Annotated in this window: 11 protein-coding genes and 2 pseudogenes; 5 read left to right on the top strand and 8 right to left on the bottom strand. The window is 42.3% G+C overall.

What is annotated here, in order from left to right; genetic code table 11:
• Positions 1-7: 7 nt before the first annotated feature.
• The 4 genes and pseudogenes from GD630_RS03275 to GD630_RS03260 form a co-directional block, all read right to left on the bottom strand.
• The gene (locus tag GD630_RS03275; protein ID WP_143868770.1) at positions 8-3427 is read right to left on the bottom strand and encodes a TonB-dependent receptor; all 3420 of its coding nucleotides are present in this window, start codon (positions 3425-3427) and stop codon (positions 8-10) included.
• A gap of 176 nt (positions 3428-3603) precedes the next feature.
• Entirely contained in the window at positions 3604-4566 is a 963-nt protein-coding gene (locus GD630_RS03270) for a FecR family protein (protein ID WP_143868768.1), read from the bottom strand.
• A 67-nt stretch (positions 4567-4633) separates the two neighbouring features.
• A complete protein-coding gene (locus GD630_RS03265) occupies positions 4634-5230 on the bottom strand; it encodes an RNA polymerase sigma-70 factor (protein WP_143868766.1) in 597 nt (198 codons plus the stop codon).
• A 38-nt stretch (positions 5231-5268) separates the two neighbouring features.
• Positions 5269-6345: pseudogene (locus GD630_RS03260) on the bottom strand (ATP-binding protein); the annotation flags it as partial.
• A gap of 538 nt (positions 6346-6883) precedes the next feature.
• Here GD630_RS03260 and GD630_RS03255 point away from each other — a divergent pair.
• Complete coding sequence (locus GD630_RS03255) at positions 6884-7201, top strand: hypothetical protein (protein WP_229092608.1); 318 nt, start codon at positions 6884-6886, stop codon at positions 7199-7201.
• Positions 7202-7212: 11 nt separating this feature from the next.
• Here GD630_RS03255 and GD630_RS03250 read toward each other — a convergent pair whose 3' ends face one another.
• Positions 7213-8469 (bottom strand): porin family protein, encoded by a 1257-nt coding sequence (locus tag GD630_RS03250; RefSeq protein WP_143868764.1) that lies wholly within the window; start codon positions 8467-8469, stop codon positions 7213-7215.
• A 6-nt stretch (positions 8470-8475) separates the two neighbouring features.
• On the bottom strand, positions 8476-9024 hold the full coding sequence (locus GD630_RS03245) for an RNA polymerase sigma factor (RefSeq protein ID WP_143868762.1): 549 nt from the start codon (positions 9022-9024) through the stop codon (positions 8476-8478).
• Between the two features lie 174 nt (positions 9025-9198).
• Here GD630_RS03245 and GD630_RS03240 point away from each other — a divergent pair, with 174 nt between their 5' ends.
• The gene (locus GD630_RS03240) at positions 9199-9918 is read left to right on the top strand and encodes a NigD1/NigD2 family lipoprotein (RefSeq protein ID WP_143868760.1); all 720 of its coding nucleotides are present in this window, start codon (positions 9199-9201) and stop codon (positions 9916-9918) included.
• A 100-nt stretch (positions 9919-10018) separates the two neighbouring features.
• On the opposite strand, the gene GD630_RS03235 is transcribed toward GD630_RS03240, so the two are convergent.
• Complete coding sequence (locus GD630_RS03235; RefSeq protein ID WP_143868758.1) at positions 10019-10699, bottom strand: MIP family channel protein; 681 nt, start codon at positions 10697-10699, stop codon at positions 10019-10021.
• 122 nt (positions 10700-10821) lie between these two features.
• On the opposite strand from GD630_RS03235, the gene GD630_RS03230 reads away from it, so the two are divergent.
• Positions 10822-11745 carry a DMT family transporter gene (locus GD630_RS03230; RefSeq protein ID WP_007754063.1) on the top strand — a complete coding sequence of 308 codons (924 nt, stop codon included), beginning with the start codon at positions 10822-10824 and terminating at the stop codon, positions 11743-11745.
• Between the two features lie 74 nt (positions 11746-11819).
• Here GD630_RS03230 and GD630_RS03225 read toward each other — a convergent pair whose 3' ends face one another.
• Positions 11820-12746, bottom strand: a complete 927-nt coding sequence (locus GD630_RS03225) for a hydrogen peroxide-inducible genes activator (RefSeq protein ID WP_143868756.1) — start codon at positions 12744-12746, stop codon at positions 11820-11822.
• 138 nt (positions 12747-12884) lie between these two features.
• Between GD630_RS03225 and GD630_RS03220 the strand changes: the two genes are divergently transcribed.
• Together GD630_RS03220 and GD630_RS03215 are read left to right on the top strand one after the other, a co-directional pair.
• Positions 12885-13361 carry a Dps family protein gene (locus GD630_RS03220; RefSeq protein WP_143868754.1) on the top strand — a complete coding sequence of 159 codons (477 nt, stop codon included), beginning with the start codon at positions 12885-12887 and terminating at the stop codon, positions 13359-13361.
• 197 nt (positions 13362-13558) lie between these two features.
• A pseudogene (locus GD630_RS03215) lies at positions 13559-14775 on the top strand (IS256 family transposase).
• Positions 14776-14803 lie beyond the last annotated feature (28 nt).

The raw sequence follows: 14803 nt of genomic DNA, 5'->3' as shown, positions 1-14803 counted from the left end.
TATGTTTTTAAAAGTTTAGATTCAGACCAAAAATAAATGTTCTCAATACAGGTTGCAGACCGAAGTCAACGCCATAATTTGAATCGCCCGGACTGCCGGAGAATGATGTTTCGGGATCATAACCGGAATACTTGGTGAGAGTCAGCAGATTATCTGCCGAAATGTAGACTCTTAATGAGTTCACGCGAAGTTTCTTAACAACCGATTCCGGCAAGGTGTAGCCCAAAGTCACTGTTTTCAGTTTAAAGTAGGAAGCGTCTTCCAGATAACGTGTTGAGGTCTGTACGTTGTAGTCATAATCGTATCCGGTATGCACTCCAATTCGTACAGGACGGGGGATTGTGTTGCTTGTTCCTTCTCCGCGCCAGTATCCGTTGGCCACTTCTTTGCTTACATTAAAATATTGTTCCACAGATTCGCCCCGGTCGCTTACTTTAACATTCGACAGTGCGAGTCCCAAATGGTCGGTACCTTCGGAGCCATTCACTCCCCGCCATGCCGACATCACTTTGCCGCCTACGGAGAATTGTCCAAACAGAGACAGGTCAAAACCTTTGTAAGAAAAGTTGGAAGTGATACCTCCGTAAAAGTCAGGGATAGCTTTTCCTACGTTCATCCGGTCGGCATCGGAAATGTCGCCGTCTTCGTTATAATCGAAATATTTCACGTCACCGGCACGTACGCCTTTAGCGTAAAGTTTCGCAGGCACTTCGTCGTCACGCTGGTAGATGCCTTCCATCTTCAGCATATAAAATGTACTGATGGGCTGGCCGTTGATTAGAGCATGCATCGAACCGCCCAGAAGGTTACTTCCGCTACTGGGTACTATATACATATCATTTCCTTCGATCAGGGAAAGTAACTTGTTCTTTACGAAAGAGATGTTTCCTCCCAAATCCCATTTGAACTTTCCGGTAAGGATTTTGCCATTCAAAGCCAACTCGAGTCCTTTATTCTCCAATGAGCCGATATTGGATTGCAAAGTAGTATATCCGGTGGTTGCATTGACCGGTTTCTTGAACAGCAGGTCGGTGGTTTTCTGATAGAACATATCTACGTTCAGAGTCAGGCGGGACTGGAACATTTCTATATCAAATCCGATATTGAACTGGCTGGCTTTCTCCCAAGTCAAGGCACGGGCGTCTTGTGAAATCTGGAATCCGGCGGAACCGTTGTAAGAAGCACCGCCCGCACTGATAAGTGATAGCGGAGCATAATTGCTCACTCCTGCCATGCTTCCTGTCATACCCCAGCTTAATCTTAACTTGGCATCATTGACATATTTGTTTTTCGGGAAGAATTCTTCATTGGATGCCCGCCATGCAAAGGAGGCAGAGGGAAAATAACCATATCTCTTGTTCTTCGCAAAACGGGAGGAACCGTCACTACGCAAAGAGGCGTTCAGTATATATTTGTTATCCCAGTTCAAGGCGATTCGTCCGAAATAGGATTCCAAAGCGTAAGAGGTATAGCTGATGTTTCCGGCATAAATATTGGGGCCTGCATTGATCAAATCAAAGTTTGAGGAAGGAAATGCGCCGTTGGCGTAGTTGTCACTCTTTGCACCGAATTGCTCATACGTGTATTTTTCAAACGAGTGTCCCAGCATGACGGAATAGATCAGTTTGTTCCATTCATTGTTGTAAGAGAATATGTTGTCTATCACATAGCGGAAACTCTGGTCTTTTTGTTCCGCCAATGCTCCCCAACCGCTGCTGTTTTTGCGGGCGTCATGTTTGTCCGACAGTTTTTTAGAGGTGTTATCCAAAATGCCATATACGCTTACGGTCGGTGTGTATTTGAACCCTTTGAAGGGGGTAACGTCTATACTGAATACACCGGATAGTTGGTATTTCTTTGCCACCCAGTCTTCTTCATTTATCAGCATTACGGGATTGTGACGCAGAATATCCGTTCCGTTCACTTTATAGGATGTTCCGTCTTCTTTGTAGGGTGAATACCAGGGTTGTTCTTCGCGTGCCGTACGCAGCACTTTCAGACTGGTGCTCGTTTCTTCCAACAGGTCTGAACGGCTGGCGGAACCTGCCAAATTCATATTCAGCTTGAAGATATTATTGATTTTATGAGTGAATTTCGCACGCATATTATATTGGTCATAACTACTTTTATTCAAATATCCTTCTTGGGTATTGGCTCCCAAAGAGGCGAAAAAAGTAGTCTTTTCGTTTCCACCGGAGATGCTGATGGAGCCGGTACCTGTCTTTGAGTTTTTTCTTGATATTTCTTTCACCCAATCGGTTTCCTGAATTTGAGAAGGAGTATACAGTTGAAGGTTAGCTCCCATCTGTACATTGTAATTGTCGATAGCGGCTTGCATGGTATTCATATATTCCGTCGAATTAGCCATTTCAATGTCACTGGCGAGATAGGCAAATCCGTAGCGGCCGGACACTTCTACCTTTGTCTTGCCTTGCTGACCAGATTTGGTGGTTATCAATACGACTCCGGCATTGGCACGCGAACCATAGATAGCAGCGGCGGAAGCGTCTTTCAAGACTTCCATGCTTTCAATGTCATTCGGATTCAGGTTGGGATATTTTTCGCTCGGGATACCGTCAACGACATAAAGTGGCGAGCTTCCTCCACTGACGGAACCAATACCACGAACGGTCACATTGGGGGCTTCTCCCGGAGTGCCGGAAGCAGAGGATATATTCACACCTGCTACACGTCCTTGCAGCATTTTTATCGGGTTATAGTCATTACCTTGGTCTATATTTTCCATCTTTACTTTACTGATGGAAGTTGTCACTAGTTTTTGTGACTGAACTCCGTAGCCGACCACGACAACTTCATCAATCATTTTGCTGTCTTCCTGAAGTACAACTTTCACTAATGTCTGACCAGTGGTAGAAATATCGACTGTCTTATACCCTATATAAGAGATTGTCAATATTCCTTTTTCCGGCACATCAGCCAATGTGAACTTTCCATCGAAATCTGTGATCGTTCCGTGTGACTTGCCTTTTACCACAATGCTTGCGCCGATAACAGGTTCTCCTTTTTCATCTACAACGGTACCTGTTACTTTTTTAGCAACTGACTTCTCCTCGGCTTTACGAATCAATACAATCACATTGTCTTGTTCTTTTCTGTATGTCAGATCCATTCTGCCTAAAAGTTGAGTCATTGTATAGTCAATCGTCGCATTTTGAACATTCAACGACACTTTCTGATTTAATTCAGACAGACTTTCACTGTAGAAAAATTTGTAACTACTTACTTGCTCAATCTTCTTTAAGGAGGCTCTTAAAGACAAATTTTTCAAATTAACCGTTATTTGAGAATAAGCGGCAAAAGAGATGCTTAGGAACAATAGCAGGCATACAGCCCGTAGTGTTCTCCAGTTCTTACTTCTCTCCCTGTGGGTTTGAGGGAGATTTACAAGGTGTTTTCTGTTTTTCATATATCCAAACTTTTTAAGTTGTTTGATAGGTATACAGACTGCTATATCCTCCCGTCCAAGCGCCTATCTATCTTTAACTCTCGTTAACTTATTTGATTGTGTGAATAAAAAAGCCATTCCTTAGAAGTGAAACTCCGAAATGGCTTTTACTATTATTTGAAAGAATGCTTATCTATTTATTTCTCTTTCAAGACAATCACCGAACCATCCATCTCATAATAGAAAGGTGAAGTTAGCATCAGAATATTCAAAGCATTCTGTATACCGCCACCCGGAATAGTTCCCGTGAAGTATTCTTTAGGTAGTTTTCCGGAATCGAAGCGGATCTCTACGTCATAAATACGTGAAAGGGTTTTCATGATATTTTCCAAAGATTCTTTCTCAAAGTACATATTTCCTTTTGTCCATTCGATGTAATCATTCGGATGCACTTGGGTGGTTGTTATCTTATGAGTGACTTTATTGTACTCAATTTTATCTCCGGGCTTCATTATATGCGAGGTTGCTTGCACATAAACACCTACTTTCCCTTCCAACAGAACAACTGTCACATCCCTGGAGTCTTCATAGGCGGATACATTGAAAGATGTACCAAGTACTTTCACTTCCAAATCACCGATTTGCACGACAAAGGGATGTTTCTCATCATGGGCTACTTTAAAATAGGCTTCACCATTCAGTTGCACACGACGAACTTTTTCTCCGAAATTATTCAGATAACTTAATTGGGAAGCTGAATTGAGCACGACATTCGTGCCGTCCGGCAATTCAATAGTCGCTTTGTCCCCTTTATTGGCTTTCACCACAAAGGGGGCTTCCATTGTCCGGGAAGAATCTATAAGATAGTAGGTGAAAAAAGCGATACAGACAGGTAGAAGCATAGCGGCAACCCATCTCCAATAATTCGGGCGAATGGTTCTTTTTTTCTCTTTTCCTTGTGTCTTTTCTTTGATACGTGCAAAGAGTTTATCACGCAGTATCGGGTTGATATCGGTATCCGACCGGGAGAATTCATTTTCCCACCAGTCCTGCAACCGACGGTCGTTCTTTATCCAGCCGGACAATTCCTTTATTTCGTCATCCGTTATATTTCCTTCGAAATATTTCTCAATCAGTTCCTTATAATATGTCTTATCCATCTTCTTGCCTACTTATTTATTGGTATACATTTTCATCTTATCCTTTATCTAAAAGAGCAGGTTATAATTACATTTCATTAACACAAAAAGCGAGCAAAAGCGCAATTATCTTATCGTAATGTTTCATCAACTGCTCGCGCATAAACTTTACCGCCAAAGATAGTTGGGTAGCAACCGTACTTTCGGAAATTCCCATTACCTCGGCTATTTCCTTATTTGTATAATTCTGACGCTTGCTTAATATAAAGATTTTCTTGCGTTGTGCCGGCAGTTCTTCCGCCAAAGAATCAATATAGTCGTTCAGAAAACGTAAATCGATGTTATCTTCGGTTTGCGAATCACGGTCTACCCCGTTTTTCATCAAGTATTCATTGTAAACATATTCAACAGTCTGACGCTGGTACATATTCATCAACAGGTTCTTGGCTATCGTACAGAGAAAGGATATGAATGAAGCATCGGGATCTACTTTCTCCCGCACTTCCCATATACGGATGAAAGTGGACTGCACTATCTCCTCTGCCATATATTGATTGCCGGAAGACAACCGCATAATGAAATTGTACAGTTTACCACTATACATATTATACAATCTTTCGAATGCTTGAAAAGAACCGTCTCTTAAATCTATTAATAAATGTTTTTCATCTGTTGAATCCACCATATCCTAGAATTTTGCAACATTACACTACTTTATATTCGCGTGTATAGGTTCAATAGTTTATCAAAGTTTTTAATAGTCAGATAACCGCTTTGGTAAATCATCGGAAGGGGATTCTTTGTCTCGGCACGGTATTCCGCAAAACCGGAACTACCGACTTCCAACCCATCTATCAACAAGCGTAAGTCATAGTCACTTTGCTTCAACAAATCCACAAGATATGTGGGAGTACTGGTCTGGAACCAATAGTTATCAAACATCAATCCAGCAAAAACATTGAGCACGCTGAAAGGATTAAACAATCCTTCCTCGCTATATGTGAAGTGGTAGCCATCATACATGGCTGTCATTTTATCGACTGTATCATCGAAAGACATCTCCTGCACTTCTGCCAGCCGTTGCAGTTCCGGTGTGAACGTGGCCAACAATTCCTTTTTGGTAATACCGCAGATATTGGCATAAGGAATCTTCATGCTAATATCATTCAATTGATTCAAATCGCTGAAAACACTGACTTGCGCAAATTTTGTGACACCTGTCAGAAAGATAAACCGAAGATAGCGATCGGAGCTTTTCAACACACCGTAAAAGGCTTTCAGAATACGACGGTATTCCCCCATTAAATTCTCATCCCCAAGGGCTTGCAGCAAAGGTTTATCGTATTCGTCTATCAACACAACGACTCCTTTTCCTGTTTTCAGACAGGCTTGTTCGATGACATAGCTAAAACGTTCTTCGGGACTGCGGTCTTTTTTTTCGTCGCCATAGAAATCTTCCCATTTCTCCAAATATTGGTTTAACATGGCCACCAAATCCGCCGCCGTCTCATATTTTCTCGCATTCAAATCAAGATGCAGAACAGGATATTGTTCCCATTTCGTTTCCAGTTTTTCAATAGCCAAGCCTGCAAACAGGTCTTTCCGACCTTGAAAGTAGGCTTCGAAAGTGGAAAGAAGCAGACTTTTGCCAAAACGACGGGGACGACTTAGGAAATAAGGAACTTTAGTAGCTGCTATCTGATATATGATGTCGGTCTTATCCACATACAGACATCCTTCTGTACGCATTTTCTCAAATGTCTGTATCCCAATCGGCAGTTTACGTTCTAATGTATCCATTGCATCTTCAAATTAGTATCCCACAAATATAGAGGTTATTCGATGAATAAGCAAAGATACCGCATGAAAGTTAGACTTATTTCTTTTCTAAAATTCAAGAAAGTTTCTACTGATTTCAGAGATATTTCGTATCTTTGCAGAGTAATGACGTATAAAAGCATACAGTATAATAATGGGCAATATAAAAACGAAACAAATAAAAATGCTTTCTCAAAAGCAAAAGACCAAGATAAATCCCTCAAAAACAAATGGAGGGAAAAAGTTTGTATTGTCTGACGTATCCAAAGAAGAATTAAATAAAAGAAGGATTCCTGTATATCCTTATATACTCTAAATGTTAGAAAGCGCATATCCATTCCTCTTCATCCAGAAAGATGGAGGAAATGAGGATGGACTTCTATCTATATCATTATACAGATTCAAATCCACTAAATCAAATCTAGTTTATATCGTCAGAGTAGAACAATATAAATGTAATATCTATGCGGTAAAGTTTTATCAGAAAAGTCATAGATTGTCCCCTAATAAGTACAGGATAATGACCAACACATTCGAACCGAGAAGAATCATTAATACTTGTATAAATATAATGCTGTCTATCTATAAAGAGAACCCCAAAGCCTCATTCGGTTTTATTGGAGCCAATGGGTTCAATGAAGATACTGTATGTACAAAAAGATATAGAGTTTATGCAAGAATTATTGCAACTTATTTTAGTGACAAGTTTTTCTATCATAAAGAAAACATAGAAAAGAGTGCATATATGCTCATCAACAATATAGCACTAAAAGAAAATCCCGATTTGACTCAACAAATCGAGACTTTCTTTATCAATCAATATGATTATTTTGAATAGTTACAGTCTGATTAATAAGTTAAACGGACACCCGCCTGTATATTGAAATTGAACGGATTCTCCTTTCGTATCGTCTGAATATCCGAACCATCATCGAAATAGTAAGCGACACCCGGTTCTACATAAATACCGATATGTTTCGTGGCATTCAACTGCGCACCCACTGCACCGGATACCGAGAATTGCAGAGGTTTCACCGTCTCCTTGTCCGAACCGAGCTTGCCATAAACACACTTCTCGACCATACCACCACCGGATACATAAAGAGTCACGAGTTTCTTATCCAGAAAATTCCAGTTGGCACGCAATGGGATACCGACATAGTGCAGCTTCTGTTCTATCTGATGTTCTTCATTTGCAAGTTTCGCGTCCGAAGAAAGTAATGTATAGGTCAGCCCCGTCTCAAGGGAAAAGCCTCTCGCCAAAGCTTTACGGACGGATAATCCGAAAGAGATGGGTTGGTGATGCTTAATGTCTACTACCCGCCTTTCTTTTTGAAGCAGATAAGGTACTCCACCCTCAAAAACCAATGTCTGGTCGTTAGGAATCTCCATCAAACCGTCTGAAACAGAAAGCATACTCACACGAGACATGTAAGGATTGATTCCTGTCCCCACTTCCGTCGAAGCCCCTCCTGAATTGCCGACTGAAAGCCCCATCGACCATGTCCCTTTTCGGGAAGTCGCTTTCTCTGCCGGAATATGATATTTATCCTTACCGGAAGGCCGGCGAGGTCTTCTGACAGTAGATCGGTCATCATTCTCAGTCTGTGTCATATCCGAACGCTTTTCTTCCATCTTTTCCGCTTCTTCCTTCACCGTAGGTTCAACTTCTTCCGAAACAGATTCAACCTCCTTCACTGCAAATCCGTCTCCTATCGCCTTATGTTCGGCAACTGCAGGAGCCGCCTTCGCCAACCGGTTCTCACGAGCCACCGGTCTCAATACAGGTTCCACGGAAGAGCCCTGTACATCCGGTCGTTGTACTCCCGGCAACGCATCGGACATAGAAGCCAATGCCGGAGTTTGCGTATGACGTATATGATCCGCAGCAGGTGTTCCCAGAAAATACAGGCTTACGGACGAGACAACGGCCAGTAATATAACGGCTGCAGCAGCCATCATCCATCTTCGATAAGGATATATTCTCCTCTCCACAGGAGGCATAAGCTCTTTCTCCAGTTGTTCCCAACCGGAAGCAGGTACAGGCTCGGAATAATCCGCGAGCTTCTCCTTCAACTTATTCATCCACAATTCTTTCTCTTCCATCTCTATCTATCCATTATGCATTATCCATTCTTTTACTCTTTTTGCCAATACACTCTTCGCGCGAAACAGTTGCGAAGCCGAAGATTTTTCATTGATACCTAATGCTTGGGCAATTTCCTTATGCGACTTGTCTTCGAAGGTATAAAGGTTAAACACGGTACGGTATCCGACGGGCAACTCTTCGATAAACTGCATCAGCACTTTTTGCGGAATCGCCTCTACATCGGATGCAGCCGGCTCTTCATATTCCTCTGGCAGCTCTTCCAAAGGTGTCGACTGATTCATCACATCGTTCTTGCGAAGATACTGCAATGCAATGTTGACCATCACTCTCTCCATCCACGCCCGCAGGGAACCTTCACCCCGCCAGGTGAACTTGTCGAAAGAATCGAATATCTTTATAAAACCGTCGTGAAGCAGGTCTTGGGCAGTATCACGGTCGCCGGTATACCGAAGACAAATGCCAAGCATACGCCCCGCATACTGCTCATACAGCTCCTTGCGGGCACGGTTATTGCCTAGCCTGCATTGTTCCGACAACTCAAATTCTTCCATTCTCCTATACACGTGTTTACCTTATAAATACAGCAAAGATAGAAATACTGCACCTAGAGAACAACTCTTTTTGCACTTTTGTTTCTTTAACAGATTCGAATGCAATATTTCCGTTCTCTACGCATTTCTCCAATACAAAGCAATAATTAATCAATCTAAAACCTAAGTATGTATATGAAGAAATTTAAATTCATTGCCTTTATCTTTGCTATTATGACCACTACGCTGATTCTTCAGTCATGCCTGGACGATAACGACGGTCCGGCCGACCTGCTGGTTATCAGCACGATCAACAAAATCAGCCAGGATAGCAAGGATTTTTATTTCACTCTCGATAACGGTGAAAAGATGTATCCCAATAATGGCCAGGAATGGAACAGTGCGGAATTTGCAGAGGGGCAACGCGCCTTTGTCATTTTTAACGAACTGGAAACTCCCGTAAACGGATATGACTACAATGTGCTAGTAAAACAGATTAATGAAATACTTACAAAAGATATCGTCGAGATGGATGACGATGAAAATACTGAAGAGAAAATCGGAGATGATAAAATAAACACTACTGATATGCGTATCAACAAAGATAACAAATATCTGACGATTGAATTCCAATACTACGGTACGCACAGTGCAGATAAAAAACATTTCCTGAATCTGGTAATCCCCAAAGCGGAAGCCGCTCCTACCGCAGAAGACGGTAGCGGAAAGGATGAATATATCAATCTTGAATTCCGTCACAACAGTGAGGGAGACTATCCCCAGACTTTGGGTGAGGGATACGTATCTTTCAAGCTGGATAAAATCAAGGACCGGATGGAAGGAAAGAAAGGACTGAGAATTCGCGTAAATACCCTATATAGCGGCATTAAAACTTATGAAGTAAAATTTCCCTAATCTGCTAATCTAAGATGAAAAACACTCTTTTTTTAATATATTAATTACGCAAAGAGGACGGTAGTTGTGAAACTGCCGTCCTTTTCTTTTTTTTTATGAGTTATTTCTTATCTCCCAAATAATTCCATACGGCAGCGCTCAAGGCAGCTCCGACGAAAGGAGCAATGATGAATAGCCACAACTGCGACAAGGCTTCTCCTCCCTCGAACAATGCCGGAGCAATACTGCGTGCCGGATTGACAGAAGTGCCCGTAATAGGAATACATACGATATGCACCAACACCAGAGTGAGACCGATAGCAAGTCCTGCCAAATTACCTGCCCCCTTCTTCGAGTCGGTAGCACCAAGCACTACCAATACAAAAATGAAAGTAAATACCGCTTCCGCAATGAATGCCTGTAACATCTCCCCGTCACCAAAACTGTTCGATCCCGTTGCCGTAGGACCGTCATGGGCTCCGGTAGAAACCAAAGCAAAAAGAATAGCCGAGCCGATAATAGCTCCGATCACTTGGAAAAGCATATACATTCCTGCATCTTTTCCATTCATACGTCCTGTCAGAAATACCCCTAAAGTGATAGCAGGGTTAATATGACATCCCGAAATGCCTCCGATAGCATACGCCATCGCCACTACTGATAATCCAAAGGCCAAAGCCACACCTACCGTGCCCACACCGGCACCTACTGTTCCCGCCATACTGCCCGCAAAAACGGCACTACCACATCCCATAAGGACAAGTACCATTGTCCCGATCATTTCTGAAATGTACTTCTTCATAGTAAATCAATATTGTTATTTGTTTATTTTCCAAAAATAAGCAATTAAGTCTGAAAATCAAAGTATATCTATACAATTATAGCTATCTTTGCAACATTTTTTAAACAAAGGAATTATTTCAAATGAAAAAAGGACTCTTTTATGCTATATTGGCCTCTGTTCTATGGGCTATCGTCAATCCCTTTATCAAACAAGGGCTGAGCTACGATTTCACTCCCATGAATTTTGCCGGACTCCGTTTCACGACTGTGGGGATTATCTTATTCGCATATACCTGGCACAAAGGAATGTGGCAGGAAATACGGCAACACAGCAAACTATTTCTGAACCTGGTGCTTATCAATATGTTTATGGGATACACGGCCTTTTATTTTGGCGTGGACTTTGTAAGCGGGGCCATCTCATCTATCATCATGGGAATGACTCCCCTTATCAATGTATTGTTGGCTCATCTGCTCGCAAGCGATGACCGCCTAAACGCGCATAAGATTATCAGTCTCATTGTCAGCCTTATCGGACTGTTCCTCATCATCGGAATGGGAAGTGACGGCGAGCCGCTCGACTGGAAAGGAATTACGGGTATCGTGCTTCTGCTGCTTAGTATCATTTTTCAAGGCTATTCCGCCATCTCCGTTTCGGAAGATAAGGGAAAGGTGAATCCTATTTTCCTGAATGCCGTACAGATGTTTTTCGGAGGCCTACTTATATATATGGTAGGATTGGGCACGGAAGGTTATCATTCTTTCATCGGAAAGCCAAGCGGATTCTATATCAGTCTCGGCATTCTCGTATTTATCTCGGTCTTCGCCTTCAGCTTCTGGTTTATCGCCTTGCAAAGCAAAGGAGCGAAAGTCAGCGATATCAATATGTGCAGGCTGATCAATCCCATTCTCGGTGCAGTACTGAGTTGGGTTATGCTGCCGGACGAATATCCCACATTCAGTACAGTGGCAGGAATGATTATTATTGTCAGCTCCTTGATTATCTATTTCAAAGGAGCTGAAATAAGCCAATGGCTCAAGAATAAAACGGCGAAAGTAAGTTGATACGGCAAACACCGAGTTGACAGATTACGGCAAACACTGAGTTGACAGACTACAGCAAACACTGAGTTGGCAGACTACAGTAAACACTGAACGGACTGCAACATCAGCATTTCTTTAGGGACCGCTGATTTTATCTCTTCCTTGAGGACGCAAAGCAAAGTGTGGCGAACGAAATCTTTGCTTGTAGCCAACACAACCTGGCGTGTAGGACGCGGGATAGCGAAGGGCCGCACTAGTTTACGTTGTTCTTCCGTCAACTGCACGACAGCCAGTTCGGGGATAAACGTGATTCCTTTTCCGCTTTCCACCATCCGCATGAAGGTTTCCATACTGCCCAAACGATAGGCCATCTGACTGACTTTCACCGCTTCCATCTGGCAGAAGCGAACGAGTTGGTCGCGAAAGCAATGTCCCTCATCCAACAGCCAAAGCCGTTCACCGGTTATATCGGAGGTGCGGATAACATCATGTTTGAAGGAGGGTTCTTTCTTGGATACATACGCATAAAATTGCTCGTAAAACAATGTTTCTTCCGTCAGAAAACTATCCTCCAGCTTGCTGGCGATAATTCCCGCATCCAGATCTCCGGCGTGCAAGGCCTGCTGAATATCCTGCGTCTTCATTTCCGTCACCCGAATATCCAACTCCGGATACTTCTCCATCAATTGGGGGAAAAAACGCGGAAGCAGGTAAGGAGCTACCGTCGGCAATACTCCTAAACGGAATATGCCGGACAATGATTGTTTCTCTTCACTGATTATCTCTTTTACCTGAGCTGCCTGAGCTAAAATCACCCGTGCCTGATCAATCACTTTTTGCCCGATAGTAGTAGGGCAAACGGGTTGCACGGTTCGGTCGAACAGTTTCACGCCCAACTCGTCTTCCAACTTCTGAATCATGGCACTCAATGTAGGCTGCGTCACCCGGCAATATTCAGCCGCCCGGGCAAAATGCCGGAACTGATCTACCGCTAATATGTATTCCAATTGTTGTATTGTCATCTATCAAATTATTTAAAGTTATAGATTTCATCTATGCAAAGATAGAAATTTTCAGTTTGACAGCAAGCATTTTACGCCTTATCTTTGCAGTACAGAAAAAAAATAAAACGAGTATAAATCATTAAAAATAAAACGAATATGAAAACTTTAGAATTTATCAAACTGAATGAATCGGGAGCAAACAACGTAGTAGCATCTTTGCAACAACTATTAGCGGACTTCCAAGTATATTACACCAATCTTCGCGGTTTCCACTGGAATATCAAAGGACATAATTTCTTCGTTCTCCACAGCCAGTTCGAGAAGATGTATGACGACACAGCCGAAAAGGTGGACGAAATAGCAGAACGAATCCTAATGTTGGGCGGAACTCCTGCCAACAAATTCAGTGATTATCTGAAAGTGGCTAATATCAATGAAGTGGACAAGGTGAGCGATGGTGACGAAGCTTTGAACAGCATTCTCCAGTCTATCAGCTATCTGATCGGTGAGGAACGCAAGATTCTGTCTATCGCTTCTCAAGCCGGAGACGAAGTAACCGTTTCGATGATGAGCGATTATCTGAAAGAACAGGAAAAACTGGTTTGGATGTTGGTGGCTTATAATAGTAAGTAATTTTATAAGGGTTTAGGTTTTAAGTGAGGAAGAGAGGTTTCTCTCTAAAGTAAACAAGGATATGGTACATATAACCATATCCTCGTTCTTTTTTACTTATCTGGGCACTATAAAATATTTTGTGTAAATGTAAAATACGGGATTCAGTACGAGTTTCGTATTTTTTTATTTAATAGATTTGCAAAATGAAAAAGATTATGAAAGAGAATCATGTAGTGCCTGATGAGGTTTTAACCAAGGAGTTCCTCAGCCATTTCAAAACTGAGGCAGACGTAAGCAAGTTCCTAAAGCAGCTCCACGCCCAAGTGCTGGAGAAGATGCTTGAAGGTGAGATGGATGCTCATTTGGGTTATGAGAAACATTCTGTTTCCGGCAATAACAGTGGTAATTCCCGTAACGGCAGTTACCCCAAGAAAATCCAGACCGAGCACGGCGAGGCTGTCATACCCATCCCTCGTGACCGCAACGGTCAGTTTGAACCCATAGTAGTCCCCAAGCATGAAAGCCGCGGGCTTTCCATAGAAAAGCTTGTTATCTCCTTATATGCCAAAGGAATGAGTGTGTCCGATATAGAAGAAGAGATGCGCGAGATCTATGAGATAGAACTCTCCACCTCTGCCATCTCCATCATCACAAACAAAGTAAACCAGGCTGCTCAAGAATGGCAGAACCGTCCTTTGGACCCGGTCTATCTCATCGTTTGGATGGACGGTATTGTCTTCAAGGTCCGTGACAACGGGAAGATTATCAACAAGACTGTCTATCTCTGTGTCGGCCTGAAACAAAACGGCTTGAAGGAAGTTCTTGGCATGTGGGTGGGTAAATCAGAGAGTTCCGCCTTCTGGATGGGTGTTCTCACTGACTTGAAGGCCCGTGGGGTACAAGATATACTGATAACCTGTACCGATAACCTGAACGGATTTACGGACACTATACGTACCGTATTCCCTCAGTCATCAACTCAGATTTGTGTTGTACATCAGATAAGAAACTCATGTAAATATGTCGTTTACAAGGACAAAAAAAGTTCACGGCAGATATGAAGAATATCTATAATGCGCCAAACAAGGAAGTTGCTGCCGCGGAGCTTGATAATCTGGAAAAGAAATGGGGAGGGAAGTACCCTTATGCCATTCTTTCATGGAGGAACAACTGGGATGATCTGACTGTTTTCTTTCAGTTCCCATTGGAAATCAGAAAAATAATCTATACCACAAATCTCATTGAAAATCTGAATGGAAAAATCAGAAAGTACACTAAATCAAAGCTTTCATTCCCGTCGGATGACGCAGTGAAGAAGATGGTATACCTTTCCTTGATGGAGATTGAGAAGAAATGGACAATGCCGATTACTAACTGGGGATTGATTATGAACCAGTTTATGCTTATTTTTGAAAACAGAATCCAGATATAAGAGAACTTATAACTGAATCCCGTTTACA

This window comes from Bacteroides zhangwenhongii (genome assembly GCF_009193325.2).
Lineage (GTDB): Bacteria > Bacteroidota > Bacteroidia > Bacteroidales > Bacteroidaceae > Bacteroides > Bacteroides zhangwenhongii.
The sequence above is the reverse complement of the archived record's forward strand: the minus strand, read 5'-3'. Positions and strand labels throughout refer to the sequence as shown.